Annotated in this window: 16 protein-coding genes; 8 read left to right on the top strand and 8 right to left on the bottom strand. The window is 69.7% G+C overall.

Going from position 1 to position 15,989, the window contains the following annotated elements:
• Positions 1–42: 42 nt before the first annotated feature.
• Entirely contained in the window at positions 43–756 is a 714-nt protein-coding gene (locus tag ABZ717_RS18745; protein ID WP_358512020.1) for a hypothetical protein, read from the bottom strand.
• Complete coding sequence (locus ABZ717_RS18740) at positions 753–1,283, bottom strand: SigE family RNA polymerase sigma factor (protein WP_358512126.1); 531 nt, start codon at positions 1,281–1,283, stop codon at positions 753–755. The genes ABZ717_RS18745 and ABZ717_RS18740 overlap by 4 nt, the downstream gene beginning before the upstream one ends.
• Before the next feature lie 341 nt (positions 1,284–1,624).
• On the opposite strand from ABZ717_RS18740, the gene ABZ717_RS18735 reads away from it, so the two are divergent.
• The 6 genes from ABZ717_RS18735 to era all read left to right on the top strand — a co-directional run bounded on the left by ABZ717_RS18735 (position 1,625) and on the right by era (position 6,628).
• Positions 1,625–1,975 (top strand): histidine triad nucleotide-binding protein, encoded by a 351-nt coding sequence (locus ABZ717_RS18735; protein ID WP_358512017.1) that lies wholly within the window; start codon positions 1,625–1,627, stop codon positions 1,973–1,975.
• 216 nt (positions 1,976–2,191) lie between these two features.
• On the top strand, positions 2,192–3,286 hold the full coding sequence (locus ABZ717_RS18730) for a PhoH family protein (protein WP_358512014.1): 1,095 nt from the start codon (positions 2,192–2,194) through the stop codon (positions 3,284–3,286).
• Positions 3,287–3,423: 137 nt separating this feature from the next.
• The gene (gene ybeY / locus ABZ717_RS18725; protein WP_304077739.1) at positions 3,424–3,921 is read left to right on the top strand and encodes an rRNA maturation RNase YbeY; all 498 of its coding nucleotides are present in this window, start codon (positions 3,424–3,426) and stop codon (positions 3,919–3,921) included.
• Positions 3,918–5,309 (top strand): hemolysin family protein, encoded by a 1,392-nt coding sequence (locus tag ABZ717_RS18720; protein WP_358512010.1) that lies wholly within the window; start codon positions 3,918–3,920, stop codon positions 5,307–5,309. The genes ybeY and ABZ717_RS18720 overlap by 4 nt, the downstream gene beginning before the upstream one ends.
• On the top strand, positions 5,306–5,650 hold the full coding sequence (locus ABZ717_RS18715; protein WP_358512008.1) for a cytidine deaminase: 345 nt from the start codon (positions 5,306–5,308) through the stop codon (positions 5,648–5,650). Before ABZ717_RS18720 ends, ABZ717_RS18715 begins: the two co-directional genes overlap by 4 nt.
• Before the next feature lie 9 nt (positions 5,651–5,659).
• Positions 5,660–6,628: a GTPase Era gene (gene era / locus ABZ717_RS18710; protein WP_358512005.1), complete on the top strand. Its 969-nt coding sequence runs from the start codon at positions 5,660–5,662 to the stop codon at positions 6,626–6,628.
• Positions 6,629–6,710: 82 nt separating this feature from the next.
• Here era and ABZ717_RS18705 read toward each other — a convergent pair whose 3' ends face one another.
• Positions 6,711–7,493: an IclR family transcriptional regulator gene (locus tag ABZ717_RS18705; RefSeq protein ID WP_358512002.1), complete on the bottom strand. Its 783-nt coding sequence runs from the start codon at positions 7,491–7,493 to the stop codon at positions 6,711–6,713.
• A 244-nt stretch (positions 7,494–7,737) separates the two neighbouring features.
• Here ABZ717_RS18705 and ABZ717_RS18700 point away from each other — a divergent pair, with 244 nt between their 5' ends.
• Both ABZ717_RS18700 and allB read left to right on the top strand, forming a co-directional pair.
• The gene (locus ABZ717_RS18700) at positions 7,738–9,018 is read left to right on the top strand and encodes an aldolase (protein ID WP_358511999.1); all 1,281 of its coding nucleotides are present in this window, start codon (positions 7,738–7,740) and stop codon (positions 9,016–9,018) included.
• Positions 9,018–10,364, top strand: coding sequence for an allantoinase AllB (allB, locus tag ABZ717_RS18695; protein WP_358511996.1), 1,347 nt, complete (start codon positions 9,018–9,020; stop codon positions 10,362–10,364). Before ABZ717_RS18700 ends, allB begins: the two co-directional genes overlap by 1 nt.
• Before the next feature lie 99 nt (positions 10,365–10,463).
• Here the strand turns inward: allB and alc are convergent, their stop codons facing one another.
• The 5 genes from alc to uraH all read right to left on the bottom strand — a co-directional run bounded on the left by alc (position 10,464) and on the right by uraH (position 15,968).
• Complete coding sequence (alc, locus tag ABZ717_RS18690) at positions 10,464–11,591, bottom strand: allantoicase (RefSeq protein ID WP_358511993.1); 1,128 nt, start codon at positions 11,589–11,591, stop codon at positions 10,464–10,466.
• Positions 11,592–11,679: 88 nt separating this feature from the next.
• Positions 11,680–12,618, bottom strand: a complete 939-nt coding sequence (locus ABZ717_RS18685) for a LysR substrate-binding domain-containing protein (RefSeq protein ID WP_358511990.1) — start codon at positions 12,616–12,618, stop codon at positions 11,680–11,682.
• 90 nt (positions 12,619–12,708) lie between these two features.
• Positions 12,709–14,202 carry a nucleobase:cation symporter-2 family protein gene (locus tag ABZ717_RS18680; protein WP_358511987.1) on the bottom strand — a complete coding sequence of 498 codons (1,494 nt, stop codon included), beginning with the start codon at positions 14,200–14,202 and terminating at the stop codon, positions 12,709–12,711.
• Positions 14,203–14,543: 341 nt separating this feature from the next.
• Positions 14,544–15,440 (bottom strand): factor-independent urate hydroxylase, encoded by an 897-nt coding sequence (pucL, locus tag ABZ717_RS18675; RefSeq protein WP_358512123.1) that lies wholly within the window; start codon positions 15,438–15,440, stop codon positions 14,544–14,546.
• A gap of 183 nt (positions 15,441–15,623) precedes the next feature.
• Entirely contained in the window at positions 15,624–15,968 is a 345-nt protein-coding gene (gene uraH / locus ABZ717_RS18670) for a hydroxyisourate hydrolase (protein WP_358511984.1), read from the bottom strand.
• Positions 15,969–15,989 lie beyond the last annotated feature (21 nt).

The following is a 15,989-nucleotide window of genomic DNA, read 5'->3' as shown; positions in this document are numbered from 1 at the left end:
TTTTCTCGGTGTCACACCACCGGAGTCCTCATGCCACCCGGGTCACTGGGCGCTGGGAAGCTCGTCCTCGGTACCGCCGCCGCCGTTGTTCCCGTTACCGGGGGTGCCGCCACCGGGGGACTCGTCGTCCTCGGGGTCGTCCTCCGGGGCGGTGCCGGGGTCCGTGCCGGGACCGGTCGGTTCCTCGGTCGGCTCCTGTTCCGGGTCGCACTCGGGATCGGCCGAAGCCGCGTCCCGCTCCTCCTTGTCCCGCTCGGAGTCGGTCGCCGTGGGCGTGACCTCGTCCTTGGGCGGGCAGCTGGAGGTGGACTCCACGCCCTCCTCCTCCGTGTCCTCCTCGTCCTCCGGAGAGGGGGAGGCCTCGGAACCCTCCTCGGGCTTCTCGGTGGGGTGGCTGGTCCCGGTCGCGGAGTCGCTCGCGGTGGACGAAGCGGACGCGTCACCGCCCTGCTCCTCACCGGCGGCGGGAGGGGTGTCCTCGCGGTCCGCCCCGGCGGGCACGATCTCCATCACCTGGTCGCGCACTTGGGGGTTCGACATGATCACCGAACCGGCGATGAGTACGGCCCCCGCCACCGCGGCGACGGGGCGTAGCCAGGGAAGACCGAGCCAGAGCGCGCCACGGCGGCGTTCGGTGCGCTCACGGATCAGATTGAGTCCCTCGGCCGACGGTGTGAATTCGTCGGCCGAGGCGTGCAGGGCCTGCCGGAGTCGGTTCTCGAACTCCATCTCGTTCGGATCGTTGGGGCTGCTCATGAGGTCTGCTCCAGTGCAGAGCGGAGCGCGGAAACACCACGGGAGGTGTGGCTCTTGACCGCGCCTCGGCTGATGCCCATGGCATCGGCGATCTGTGCTTCGGACAGGTCACCGTAGTACCGGAGCACGATGGCCTCTCGCTGGCGGGTGGGAAGTTTACGCAGGGCGCGGATCACGGCCTCGCGTTCCAACAGGTTCATGGCCCCGTGCTCGGCGCTGGGGGCGTCCGGCAGGGCCTTGGGGGCGTGCTTCTCGACCACGGCGCGGTGACGCAGGACGGACCTGGCCTTGTTCACCACCGCTTGACGCAGGTAGGAGAGGGCCTTGTTGGGGTCTCGCAGCCGGCGCCAGGCTCCGTGCATGGCCACGAAGGCGTCCTGGACGACCTCCTCGGCGGTCGCGTGGTCCCGGACGAGAAGGGTGGCGAGTCGAACGAGTGGACGGTAGTGCTCTCGATAGAGCTCCGTCACGGCGTGGTCCGCGTCCCACTCGACCGAGAGCGGCGCCGTGCCGGCTCCGGCGACCATGGTTTCTGTCGTCACGTCTGTTCGACGCACACCCTTGTCGCGGGGTTTACGAAAGGGCATACCTCTTCTTTTCCAGGTAGTCGTGCGATCCCGTCCGAACGCGCCGGATCCGGCCGAAGGGCAGGTGGAATGGACACTTCGACGCGCACGGACGCCAAGCCTATCGTGCCGTATCCCACTCCCGTGGGGGGAGCCGGGATCGGTACGATCCCGGAAAGGTTGAGGGTTCATCTCTTCCTTGTGTCCCCTGCGACCTACGGGCCACTGCGGCATCATGGTCCACGGACGAACCGGGTACGGGCCCCGCCGCACGGCGAGGGTCCCATGATGGAAGGTGTGCGATGGCCGACCCCGACTGCCTTTTCTGCAAGATCGTCGAGGGGGAGGTGCCGGCGGAGATCGTCCGTGAGGGAGAGCGGACGGTGGCCTTCCGTGACATCAACCCCCAGGCACCAACCCACGTCCTGGTGATCCCGCGCGACCACCACCCCGACGCGGCCTCCGCGGCCGCCCACGACACCGGCCTGCTGGACGCCCTGGTCCAGGACGCCCACGAGGTCGCCGTGGCCGAGGGCATCGACGAGACCGGATACCGGCTCGTCTTCAACACCGGCGCGGGTGCCGGGCAGACCGTGTTCCACCTCCACGCGCACGTCCTGGGAGGTCGTGGCCTCAACTGGCCCCCCGGGTGAGTGGCCGGAAGTGACGGTGGGGCGCGAACAAACTCCTCGAATCCGCCGGATCCGCCTTGGTAGACTCGAACACAGGGCCCCACCGGCCACTTCGGGTGAACCGAACCCCCGTGGTGAGCCGGAACGGCGCCGTCGACCGCGGTGCCTGGCCCGGGACCCGGCCCCGACGAGGGGTCTGTGACCGAAGGGTAGGGACAGCGGCCGTAAGGCCACACCATGGCCGATTCAACTCACACGCACCCGGACGCCGGCAGTCAGGTCAAGGTCGTGGTGCCGGACGAACACACGATGATCAGCCTGCTCGGCTCGGGTGACGAACTGCTCCGAGCGCTGGAGCGGGCCTTCGACAGCGACATCCACGTTCGCGGCAACGAGTTCACGATCAAGGGAGACCCCGAGGAGACGGCCGTCGTGGTCCGCCTCGTGGAGGAGCTCATCGAACTCGCCAAGAGCGGCACGCACGTCACCCCGGACACCATCGAGCGCATGATCCACATGCTGGGCGCCCCGGGCGACGAACGCCCCGCGGACGTGCTCACCACCAACATCCTGTCCAACCGGGGCAAGACCATCCGCCCGAAGACGCTGAACCAGAAGCGCTACGTCGACATCATCGACCAGCGCACCGTGGTCTTCGGCATCGGCCCGGCGGGTACCGGCAAGACGTACCTGGCGATGGCCAAGGCGGTCAAGGCCCTGCAGGACAAGGAGGTCAACCGGATCATCCTCACCCGCCCCGCGGTCGAGGCCGGTGAACGCCTGGGCTTCCTGCCCGGCACCCTCTACGACAAGATCGACCCCTACCTGCGTCCGCTCTACGACGCCCTGCACGACATGCTCGACCCGGACTCCATCCCCAAGCTGATGGCCGCCGGCACCATCGAGGTCGCCCCCCTGGCGTACATGCGTGGCCGGACCCTCAATGACTCCTTCATCATCCTGGACGAGGCGCAGAACACCTCGCCGGAGCAGATGAAGATGTTCCTCACGCGTTTGGGCTTCGGGTCCAAGATCGTGGTCACCGGTGACGTCACCCAGGTGGACCTGCCCGGTGGACAGACCAGCGGGCTGCGCACCATCGAGAACATCCTGCGTGATATCGACGACATCGCCTTCTGCCGGCTGACCAGTGAGGACGTCGTCAGGCACAAGCTCGTGGGGCAGATCGTCGACGCCTACGGCCGCTACGACGCCGCTCAGAGCGGGCGCGGCGGCGACGCGGGTGGGTCGCGGCCCCGTCGCGGGCGCCGACCCGCGGGCGACACCCGGGGAGAGGACGTCTCCGGGGACGGCCCGGAGCGGGCAGACTGAGGAAGAGTACGTAGTGACACCGGCCGGTGGGTCCGCCGAACGCGCGGGCCCACCGCTGTCGGATACGGCGTTGTCGCGAGAACGCCCGGCGGGTCGCCCCGCCGACCACCACCGATCAAGTGAGGCACCCGCATTCGATGAGTATCGACGTCGCCAACGAGTCCGGCGTCTCCGGCATGGACGAGGAGAGGCTCTCCCGCCTCGCCCGGCACGTGCTCGACGCCATGCGCGTCCACCCGCTGGCCGAACTCTCCGTCGTGCTGGTGGACGAAGGGCCGATGACCGACCTGCACGTGCGCTGGATGGACGAGCCCGGACCCACGGACGTGCTCTCCTTCCCCATGGACGAACTGCGTCCCGGTGGCCCCGGCCGCACCAGCGACCCCGGCGTGCTCGGTGACGTGATCATCTGCCCGCAGGTCGCCGAACGCCAGGGTGAGGAGGCCGGACACGGCACCGAGGCCGAGATCGACCTGCTGTGCACCCACGGCATCCTGCACCTGCTCGGTTACGACCACGCCGAGCCCGACGAACACAAGGAGATGTTCGGGCTCCAGGGTGAGATCCTGGCCTCCTGGCGCGAGCGTGAGGCCGCGCGGAAGGAAGAGCTCGAAGGGGACGAGACCGCACGATGAGCGCGCTTTGGCCCGATCTGGCACCGGTGAGCACCGGGGAACCCTGGGAATGGGCGCTGGCCCTGGTCGTCGCGCTGGTGCTGACAGCGCTGGCCGGACTTCTCGTGGCCGCCGAGGTCGCCGTCACCCGCGTGGTGGCGGTCGGTATGGAGGCGACCTACGGCGAGCGGGCGGTCAAGGCGAGTCCCGCCTGGGAACGGGTGGCCGCGGACCCCACCGCGCACCTCAACATGCTGCTGTTCCTGCGTGTGGTGTGCGAGGTGTGCGCCGTCCTGGCCGCCGGGATCGGCATGGTGTTCCTGCTGGGCATCGGCTGGCCCGCGATCATCCTGACCGCCGTCGTGATGATCGTGGTGGAGTGCGTCCTGATCGCCGTCACCCCGCGTATCCTCGGCCGGCAGTTCGCCGGACCCGTCGCCAGGTTCAGTGCCGCGATCATCCACCCGGTACAGGTCGTGCTGGGTCCCCTGGCCCGGCTGCTGGTGGGGGCGGGCCGGGCGCTCACCCCGCGCGGCAAGGGCGACCGAGAGGGACCCTTCAGTACCGAGACCGAACTGCGGCAGTTGGTGGACCTGGCCGAACGGGGTGAGGTCATCGACGCCGAGGAACGGCAGATGATCCACTCCGTGTTCAAGCTCGACGACACCTCCGTGCGCGAGGTGATGGTGCCCCGGCCCGACATCGTCTTCACCGCGCGCGAGGCCGACGCCGACGCGGTGCTCACCCTCGCCTTGGGCAGTGGCTACTCGCGCATCCCGGTCACGGGTGAGGACGAGGACGACGTCGTCGGCATCGTCTACCTCAAGGACCTGGTGGAGCGGCTGCGCGACCGTTGGGCGGCCGCCGCGGGCGGTGCCGACGACGTTCCGCTGACCGCGGGCGACGTGATGCGTCAGGCCACCTACGTCCCCGACACCAAGCCGATCGACGAGTTGCTGCGCGAGATGCAGAAGCAGCGCAACCACGTGGCCGTGGCCATCGACGAGTACGGCGGGACCGCCGGGCTGGTCACCATCGAGGACATCGTGGAGGAGATCGTCGGGGAGATCACCGACGAGTACGACCACGAGATCCCGCCGGTGGAGCGTCTGGACGAATCCCGGGTTCGGGTGACCGCCCGTCTTCCGCTGGGCGAGCTCGCCGAACTCTTCCCCGAACTCGACCTTGAGGTGTCGGACGTGGAGACCGTGGGCGGACTCGTCGCGTTCGTGCTGGGCCGGGTCCCCGCCGGAGGGGCCCAGGCCGAATACGCTGGACTCAGGCTCACGCTGGAGGGCAAGAGCAGCCGCCGCAACCGGATGACGACCGTCCTGGTGGAACGGCTGCCGGAGGAGGACTCCGGCCCCGAGGCGGGCAAGGAAGAGAACGTAAGGAGCATGGACCAGTGACGGACACGACGGGGCTCGACCCCGAGGACACCAAGCTCATCACGCTCGCGCGCGCCTCCCGGGCACGCAACGCGACCGCCGAGGGCGCCGCGGTGCGCGATGAGACCGGCCGAACGTACGTGGCCACGACGGTGTCGTTGAGCTCGTTGCGCCTGTCCGCGCTCCAGGCCGCCGTGGCCGCGGCGGTCTCCAGCGAGGCCTCCGCCCTGGAGGCCGCGGTGGTCGTCACCGAGGCCAAGGAGCTGACCGAGGACGACCGCGCTGTGGCGGACGACCTGAAGACCCAGGTGTTGGTGATCGCCGCCCCTGACGGGGTGCCCGCGAGCATCACCCGGCGCTGAGAAGGACCCATGAACGATCTCGACCTCGAGAAGCTCCGTGTTCCGCTCGAACTCCCCACCTATCCGGAGGGTTTCCGCAGCGGTTTCGCGTGCTTCGTGGGCCGACCCAACGTCGGCAAGTCCACCCTGATGAACGCGCTGGTCGGGCAGAAGGTGGCGATCACCAGCAATCGTCCCCAGACCACGCGGCGGACGGTGCGCGGGATCGTGCACCGCCCCGAAGCGCAGCTGATCATCGTGGACACCCCCGGACTGCACAAACCCCGCACCCTGTTGGGGGAGCGGTTGGACTCCCTGGTGCGGTCCACGCTGGTCGAGGTGGACGTGATCGTGTTCTGCCTGCCGGCCAACGAACCGATCGGCCGCGGCGACACCTACATCGCCAAGGAACTGGCCGCCCAGCGAAACACCCCCGTGGTGGCGATGGTGACCAAGGCCGACCTGGTCGACAAGAGCGCGCTCGGCGAACACCTGATGGCCGTGAACGAGCTGGGCGACTGGGCCGACATCGTGCCGGTGTCCGCGCAGAGTGGTTTCCAGCTTGATACCGCCGCCGAGGTGCTCTGCTCGCACTTGCCGGAGGGGCCGCCGCTGTACCCCGATGGCGACCTCACCGACGAGCCCGACGAGATGCTCGTGGCCGAGCTGGTGCGCGAGGCGGCCCTGGAGGGTGTGCGCGACGAGCTGCCGCACTCCATCGCGGTGGTGGTGGACGAGATGTTCGAGCGTGAGAACACCAAGCCCGGCAAGGAACTGGTGGACATCTACGCGTCCTTGTACGTGGAGCGCTCCAGCCAGAAGGCGATCGTGATCGGCTCCAAGGGTTCGCGGCTGCGGGACGTGGGTTCGCGGGCCCGTAAGCAGATCGAGGGTCTGCTGGGGCAGCGGGTCTTCCTGGATCTGCGGGTGCGTGTGGCCAAGGACTGGCAGCGTGACCCCAAGCAGCTGCGCAAGCTGGGATTCGACCAACAGACTTAGTCATTTTGGGTCTCCGCCGGCACTTGTGAGCATGACGAGGGGCCCTGACCGAAAACGGTCAGGGCCCCTCGTCATGGGTGCCTCAGGACTGGTTGTTGAGGTCGGTGGCCAGGAGCGTGGCCGCGCTTCGCACGATGGGTGCGGCCCGGTCGACGAACTTCCAGCTCACGCGGGCCTCCGGTCCGGAGATGGAGACGGCCATGCCCGAGGGGGCGTCCTTGACGGGGACGGCCACGCAGCGCACGCCGATCTCCTGTTCGCCGTCGTCGATGGCGTAGCCGGCCTCCCGGATGCGGTGGAGTTCGGTCAGGAAGGCGTCCGGGTCGGTGATGGTGCGTTCGGTGGCGGCGGGCATGCCGGTGCGCCGTACGGTGGCCAGCGCCTCCTCGTCGCTCAGCTGGGACAGCAGGGCCTTGCCCACACCCGCCGAGTGCGGCAGGACGCGCCGGCCCACCTCGGTGAACATGCGCATCGCGTGCGGCGAGGGGACCTGCGCCACGTAGATGACCTTGTCGCCGTCGAGCATGGCGAGGTTGGCGGTCTCCCCGAGGTCATCGACGAGCTGGGCCAGGTGGGGTCGGGCCCACGTGCCGAGCATCTGGGCGGCCTTGTCGCCGAGCCCGATCAGGCGCGGGCCCAGGGCGTATCGGCGGGACGGGAGTTGGCGGACGTAGCCGTTGCCGACCAACGTGCGGATGATGCGGTGGATGGTGGGCAGGGGGAGCCCGGAGGAGTCGGCGAGTTGACTCAGTGAGGCCTCGCCACCCGCCTCGGCCATGATCTCCAACAGGGAGAAGGCACGGTCGAGGGACTGTACGCCACCGGGGCGACGGGCCGTCTCCGCGGCGGGGCGGGGTTGGTCCATAGGGGGGGTCTGTGAGGCTGACAAGGGTCGTGCTCCCATGCTGAGGGCCGCTACGGTCACGCTCTCATTCTGCAATACGAAAGGTGTCTTTCGCTCTCGGTCACGCGGGGAAGCTCTCGGCGACGGATTTTCGCCGCCCGAGAGCTCTTGTTCTTCCGAATTGCAAAAGTTAGTATCCGCATGTAGAAAACTTGACCGGTCTTCGAGTGGAGACCGGTGACGCAGACGGAGGAGGACACCCCACGTGGCGAGTGACACCCCACCCGGCCTGAGCGGCCTGGCCACCGAACTCGACTCCCGGCTCGCCGAGGCCGACGCCCGCCTGGACCGTGAGTACCCGGGCGATCAGGGCGGCCGCCAGCCGATCCACAGCGTCTACGTCCCCGCCGACAAGGTCGGGGCCGCTCTCGCCGCCGACTGGGGCGCCAAGGCCCTGGCCGCGCTCGACGAGTTCGCCCCCAAGGCCGCCGACCTGGCCGCGGCCACCGGCATCGGTGAGGCCGCCGTCGCCGACGCCCTGCCCCTGGTCCGCGGCAAACTCGCCCGTGAACCCATCGAGGACCTGCGCGCCGACTTCGAGGACGGCTACGGCAGCCCCGGCGACGAGGCCGAGGACCGGGACGTGCTCAAGGTGGCCCGCGCCTTCGCGTCGGACCTGGCGAAGGGGGAGGCCACGCCCTACTTCGGCATCCGCATGAAGGGAATGGAGGCCGCCGGCCGACACCGCGGGGTGCGCACCCTGGGCATGTTCCTGGGCACCCTCCTGGAGGAACACGGATCCCTGCCCGACAACCTCGTGCTCACCCTGCCCAAGATCACCTCGATGGAGCAGGTCGAGGCCATGGTCTGGCTGAGCGAACGCCTGGAGAGGGACCTGGACCTGGCACAGGGGCGGATTCGCTTCGAGCTGCAGATCGAGACCCCCCAGTCGATCCTGCTGCCCGACGGCACCGTCGCGGTCTCCCGGATGATCCAGGCCGGACAGGGCCGCGTCACCGCCCTGCACTACGGCACCTACGACTACAGCGCGGCCTGCGGGATCACCGCCGCGCACCAGAGCCTGGCCCACCCCGTGGCCGACCACGCCAAGTCCGTCATGCAGGTGGCCGCCGCCGGCACCGGCGTGTGGCTCTCCGACGGCGGCAGCAACATCATGCCCGCCGGCACCCCCGAGGAGGTTCACTCCGCGTGGCGTCTGCACGCCGGGCTGGTGCGGCGCTCCCTGGAGCGCGGCTTCTACCAGGGCTGGGACCTGCACCCCAACCAGCTGCCCATCCGCTACCTGGCCACCTACGCGTTCTACCGCGAGGCCTTCGCCCCCGCGGCGGCGCGCTTGCAGGCCTACCTCGGCCACGCCGCCGGTAACGTCGTGGACGAACCGGCCACCGCCCAGGCGCTGGCCTCCGTCCTGGCCCGCGGCCTGCGGTGCGGTGCCCTGGAGGAGCCCGAGGTCGTCGACGCCTGCGGTACCGACGCCGCCGGCATCGAGGCCCTCGCCACCCGCCGGGTCGGACAGGAGCAGTGATGGGCGAACACGAACTCGTGGTGCGGGCCGACCGCGCCCTCACCCCCGAAGGGGAGCGCCCCGTCACCGTGGTGGTGGACGGTGGGCGCATCACCGACGTCCTCCCCGGGACCGACCACGCCGTCGGCGCCCGCCGTGAGCTGCGGCCGGCCGAAGACGAGGTCCTGCTGCCCGGACTGGTCGACAGTCACGTGCACGTCAACGAGCCCGGGCGTACCGAGTGGGAGGGGTTCGCCAGCGCGACCCGCGCCGCCGCCCTGGGCGGGGTGACCACCATCGTGGACATGCCGCTCAACAGCGTGCCGCCCACGACCACCACCGCCGGCCTCAAGGCGAAGAAGGCGGCGGCGGAGGGCAAGCTCGCCGTCGACGTGGGGTTCTGGGGCGGTGCCGTTCCCGAGAACACCGGACCCGACACCACCGGCGCCCTGGCCGACCTGTGGGCGGAGGGGGTGTTCGGGTTCAAATCGTTCCTGTCGCCCTCCGGAGTGGACGAGTTCGGGCACCTGGACCCCGAACACCTGGACACGGCGGCCGCCGCCATCCACGCCTTCGGCGGTCGGCTGATCGTGCACGCCGAGGACCCCACGGTGCTGGACTCGGCGCCCGCCGCGTCCGGGCGCGAGTACGCGGACTTCCTGGCCTCGCGTCCCGACGAGGCCGAGCACGCCGCGATCGCCCGGGTCATCGACACCGCCCGCCGTACCGGGGTGCGGGCGCACGTGCTGCACCTGTCCAGCGCCTCCGCGTTGCCGCTGATCGCCCAGGCCAAGGGGGAGGGCGTGCCGCTCACGGTGGAGAGCTGCCCGCACTACCTGACCCTGGTCGCCGAGGAGATCCCGGCGGGGGACACCAGCTACAAGTGCTGCCCGCCGATCCGGGACTCCGCGAACCGGGACCTGCTCTGGCGGGCGCTGCGGGACGGGTTGATCGACTGTGTGGTCAGCGACCACTCGCCCAGCACACCGGATCTGAAGGAGCTGGAGACCGGCGACTTCGGTACCGCCTGGGGCGGTGTCTCGGGACTCCAACTGGGTCTGTCGGCGATGTGGACCGAGGCGGCCGGCCGCGGGGTTCCGCTGGCCGAGGTCGTGCGGTGGATGTCGGAGGGGCCGGCCCGGGTCGCCGGGGTTCGGGGCAGGGGCGCCATCGAGGTGGGCGCCCAGGCGGACCTGGCCGTGTTCGCCCCGCAGGAGTCCTTCCGGGTGTCCGTGGGCGAGCTGGCCCACCGCAACCCGGTCAGCGCCTACGACGGCGCCGAACTCAAGGGCCGCGTGCGTCGCACGTTGCTGCGCGGCGTCGAGGTCACCGCGGACAGCGTGAACGGGCGGATGATCACCCGGTAGGCGTGTTCGGGTCGCAAGACCGTCCTCGGACGTAGGGAGGGCCCCACCGAAACGAACGGTGGGGCCCTCCCCTCATCGATTCATCGATGGACCGAGTGGTCAGGAGCCGGTGGCCTTCCAGCGGGACTCCAGGTCGGCCACACCGGTCTCGGTGAGGGTGCCGAAGACGTGCAGGCGGGCCATGCCGCCGTCCGGGAACGCGTCGACGCGCACGTGGGTCACGGTCACCGGGGCGTCCAGGACGAAGCGGTGCGGACTGTCGGGTTCCAGGCGGGTTCGGCCGACGATCTCGAACCAGGCGTCCGGGTCGGTGCCGCGGGCGTCACGGCCCTTGATGGTGATCCACCCGGCCGCGTTGCCCTTGAGGTAGGCGGTGTCCACCTCCAGGGCGCGCACGGTGGCCTGGGCGGTCAGCCGGAAGCGCACCCAGTCGTTGCCGGTGTCGCGGCGGCGCCTGTTCTCCCAGCCGTCGTCCATCTTGTGCGAACGCCCCGGGGCGATGATGTTCTCCGGCGGCGAGTAGAACCGGTCCGAGGCGTCCTCGACGGTACCGCCGTTGAGCAGCGCGGCCACGTCGAAGGCGCCCTGCGCGGCCAGCCAGGCGGGGTCGGCGACGGGTTCGCCGTACACGCGCAGGCGGGCCACGCCGCCGTCGGGGAACTGTTTGAGGCGCAGGTGGGTCCAGCGGCGGGTCGAGGTGACCTCGAAGCCGTTGGCGGCGTGCCCGTACACGGGGGTGCGGGGCACCAGCTCGGTCCAGTCGGCGGCGAGCAGCTCTTCGGTGGTGGGTGTGCCCTCCACCTGGGCGGCCTCCACACCGATCTCGGTGGGGTGGTTGCCTCGGAAGTGCGCGGTGTCGACGTTCAGGGCGCTGATCACGCCGGGCAGCGCCAGGCGGACGAGTGCCCAGTCGTGGTCATCGGCGGTGGGGTGGGGCCGTTCGGCGCTGACGCCGCGGCGGCGCCGGGTCTCCCAGCCGTCCATGACCTTGCCCTTGTGCCCGAAGGCGTGCGGGTCGAACAAGGCGGGTTCGGGCTTGAGGAGGTTCTCGCGCTGGGCGAAGAACTCGTCGTTGGCCGCGAGCACGCCGCCGCCCAGACGTCGGTCGGCGAGGTCGACCAGGCCGGAGAAGTCGAGCTCGGTCTTCTTGTAGTCGGCGTAGGGGTCACCTCCGCCGTAGGGCCGGGCGTTGTAGTCACGAGGATCGAAGGGCTGGGCCCCGCTCATGGTTCTCCTGTCACGTCGGTGGGTGGGGACGTATCCAGGTTGGCAGGGGAGACCGATAACTTCCAGCGAAACTTTTTGATCTATACGTTCACTTGTACTGAACGGTTGTGCTGTGCAGTTCTTCGGCGACCCGTGTAAGGGAGCGCAGGGCCGCGTCGATCTGGGGGCGTCGGCCCGAACCCGCGCGAACCGCCCACACCACGTGCCGGCGGGGTCGGTCCGACCGTGGGGTCCGCAGCACCACCCCGGGCGCGTCGTCGGCCGCGGCCAGTCGTGGGACGAGGGCCACCCCCAGTCCGGCCGCCACCATGTCGAGGATGGCCCGCCAGTCCGAGGCCACGTGCCCCTGCTCGGGTACGAAGCCGGCCTGGGCGCAGGCGGCCACCGTGATGTCGCGCCAGGGGCCGGACGCGCCATAGATCCACGGTTCGTCGGACAGGTCGCGCAGGTGCGGCGCGGGGGCGTCGGCCAGCCGGTGCCCGGCGGGCAGCGCCACGTCCAGGGGGTCGGTCAGCAACTCGCCTCGTTCGTAGCGTCCGTCCTGGTCACCGGGGGCGTGAGCGGCCAGGGACAGACCGATGTCGACTTCCCCGGCGGAGAGCAGTTCGTACACCTCGGCGGCTTCGGCCTGGTGCACCCGTGTGCGAAGGTGCGGATGGGTGCGGCGCAGGGCGCTCAACGCCGGCACCACCAGGGTCGGGATGGCGGTGGCGAACGCGCCCACGCGCACCCGGCCGGCCTCGCCCCGGACGAATCCGTCCAGTTCGGCCTCGGCCCGCTCCAATTGGGCCAGCACCACGTCGGCGTGGCGCAGTAGCACGTGTGCCGCGTCGGTCAGTCGGACGCGGCGCCCGTGCGCCTCCAGCAGCGCCACCCCCACCTGTCGGGACAGCGATGACAGCTGTTGGGAGACGGCGGAGGGTGTCATGGACAGCGCCTCGGCGGTCTCCCGGACGGTTCCGCGTTCGTGGAGGGTGCGGAGTACACGAAGCTTGCGCAGGTCCCAGTCGGTCACCTTCACAGGCATACCATTCACCTTCGCTGAACGGAATCGGATCCGTGGAACGAGAGAGGGGCGGGCGCACGATCCCGTGCGCCCGCCCCGGAGGGTCGTCGATCAGACCGGGTCGGTCGTGCCGTCGCGGTAGGCGTGCCCGGCGTGGTCGGAGTACTTGGCCTCGCCCGGACCGGCGCTGCCGATGTCCTCCCGGTCGATGTCGGAGGGCGGGCCGGAGGCCGGTCGTCCGATCACGTTGAAGCAGATGTTCAACAGGATCGACACGATCGCCGCCCCGATGATGCCCGAGTGCGCGATCATCTCGACGGCCTCGGGGAGGAAGGAGTAGAAGGTCGGGTAGGCCAGGGGGATGATGGCGACACCGATGGAGGTGGCCACCAGGATCAGGTTGAGGTTGTTGGTGAAGTCGACCTTGGTCAGGGTCTTGATGCCGCTGGAGGCCACGGTGCCGAACAGGACCAGGCCCGCCCCTCCCAGGACCGGGGTCGGCAGGGCCGCCATGACCCCGCCCAGGATCGGGAACATGCCCAGCAGCAGCAGGATGCCGGCGCCGGTGGCCACCACGTAACGGCTGCGGATGCCGGTCAGGGCCAGCAACCCGATGTTCTGCGCGAAGGAGCTGGTGGGGGTGGTGTTGAAGATCGGTCCGATGATGGAGCCGCTCACGTCGGCGCGCAGACCGGCGGAGATGCGCTTGGCGTCGACCTTGGAACCGGTGATCTCGCCGACCGCGATGATGTGCGAGGCGCCCTCGGTGAGCACCACCAGCATGATCACGCACATCGTGGCGATCGCGGCGACCTCGAACTCGGGGGCGCCGAAGTAGAACACCGAGGTCGGGTTGAACACGATGTCCGCCTCGCCCACGCGGCTGAAGTCGGCCATGCCGAAGGGGATGGCGATGAGGGTGCCGACGACCAGGCCGAAGAGGATGGACAGACGTCCCCAGATGCCGGGGAACACGCGGGAACCGATCAGGATGACCGCGAGGGTCACCCCGGCCAGGGCGAGGTTGGCCATGGGGGCGGCCGGAACCGTGGAGCCGTCGTCGAGGACCGTGGTGGTGTCGTCCATGATCCAGCCGGCGGCCACCGGCATGAGGCTGATGCCGATGACGGTGATGATCGTGCCGGTCACGATCGGGGGGAAGAAGCGGATGAGCTGGCCGAAGAAGGGCGTCAGCAGCAGCGCGAACACGCCGGCGGCCATGGACGCGCCGAGGGCGACGGGCATGTTCTCCCCGTCCTGCCCGGCGGCCAGGGTGGCGATGGCGCTGACGGGGACGAACGAACAGGCCACCACGATCGGCATCTGCGCGCCGACCTTCCGGTGCCCGACGGTTTGCAGGAGCGTGGCGATACCCGCCATCAGGAGCGCGCCGCTGACGAGGATTCCCATGGCCGCGGGGTCGTTCGCGAGTCCAGCGGCGCTGCCGATGACGAGGGCCGGTGCCACCGCACCGGCGTACATGGTGAGGATGTGCTGGAGCCCGTAGACGAGGAGGAGCCGGACGGGCAGCTTCTCGTCCTCCGGACGATCGGGGGTCGTGGCGTTCGTTGTGGCCGAGTCCTTCGCGGACGGACTGTTCGACATGGCCAGTTTCCAGCCTTTGCGATCGGCGGTCGTGGAAGACCTGATTGCGGATGCGGGGGATCCGTGGTGTCGCTACGGCCCGGCGGACCGATTTCGGGTACGCCTGAGGCCGGCGGGGCCCACTGGAGCGTGGGCCAGGCGAGGTGGTCCTCGGATGGTGCCCTCAGGACGGCGGAGCGGACGGGAGCATGAACCGGTCGCGGGGTACGCCGACGAGGGACCGGGGCCCGGCCGCACATGCGGGCCCCGGAGAACGGGAGTCCTGTCGAGGTCGGAGCCGAGACGGTGCCGCCTCGGCCCCGCACGTCGCGATCATGGGGACGTGGTCCCTCGACGTGGTACTAGATGAAGCCCGGGACGGCCTTCCAGGCGTCGCCCGCCTCGGGGGCGTCGTCACGTTCGACGACGGCCTCGATCTTGCCGTAGGGACGGTCGGCGGCGAAGAAGACCTCGTTGGGGTTGTCCAGGCCGAACGGGGACAGATCCACCAGGAAGTTGTGGTTGTTCGGCATGGAGAAGCGGATCTCGGCGATCTCCGGGTGGGCTTCGAGGACGGCCTTGCCCATCGCGTACAGCGTCTGCTGCAGGGCGAGGCTGTGCGTCTCGGCGAAGGCCTCCAGGCACAGGCCGCGGACGGAGGCGTAGACCTTGTCGAAGTCGTGTTCGGTGCCGACGTAGCGCCAGCGGGCGGTGACGTCGGTGGCGAGGATCCGGTCGTTGGTCTCGGGCAGCGTGGTGTACCGGGTCTTGGGGTAGCTGTGGAACTCCGAGCCGGTGGACTTGAGGACGGTCAGGCCCTCGAAGCCGGAGACCACCCACTCCTTGTCCCCGTCCTTGTTGACGACGGTGGTGCGGGTCTCGGCGCCACGGCGGGTGAACGCGTGGTCGTGCGGGCCCTTGGCGGTGGTGATGCGGTCCCAGGAGTACTCCTGGACCTCCTGCCGGGCGCCGTACACGTAGTCGTGCTCGTCCACGAAGTGCCGCGCGAGTCGAAGGGCGAAGTCCTCGATCGCGCCGACGCCGCCCCACTCCCGGGCCTTGGCGTAGACGGTGTTCTTCTGGGTGTCGGTCGGCAGGCACTTGGCGTTGTCGCCGATGGTGTGGACTTCCTCCAGGTCTCCGCGGAGCTGGGAGGTGACGTTGACGTCCTTGATCCGGTGGACGTCGGTGTCGCGGTTGATGTGGACGAGGCGGACCTCGGCCTTGCCGTACTGGTTGTCTCCGAGCCTGATGCCCATCAGGGTGAACTCCATCCGTGTGGATTCGTTTCATCGCTCGCGCCGGTGCGCGCTGTGCGTATGAGGGAGGACCGCTGTGGTCATGCGGAAGGACCTGTCACGCACTCGAAGAGTCGGGGGATGCCTTGTGTGCGGCGGGGATACGGTCTGGTGTTCCTCCTTCTCGGGGCCGGTGGTCCGGGGCTAGGAGCCCCGGTAGGTCGAGTAGGCGAACGGGCTGAGCAGGAGTGGCACGTGGTAGTGCGCGTCCTCGTCCGCGAGGTCGAACACGATGGTGACCTCGGGGTAGAAGCCCTTCTGCCCGGTCGCGGTGAAGTAGGACCCGGTGTCGAACACGACCCGGTAGTACCCGGCGTCGAGCCGATCGGGGCCGAAGTCGGGGATGCGCCCGTCGTCGTCGGTACGGCCCTCGGCCACCGGTTTCCAGGAGGTGCGCGCGTCGTCGGCGGCCGCCTCCAGACGTACGGGCACGTTCCGGGCGGGCAGCCCCAGCGCGGCGTCGAGGATGTGGGTGGTCACGTGGCTCATGCCGCCTCCAACAGTTTGACC

The sequence above is a fragment of the Nocardiopsis sp. NPDC006832 genome (assembly GCF_040635885.1).
GTDB lineage: Bacteria > Actinomycetota > Actinomycetes > Streptosporangiales > Streptosporangiaceae > Nocardiopsis.
This window is presented reverse-complemented; position numbering and strand designations above follow the sequence as displayed.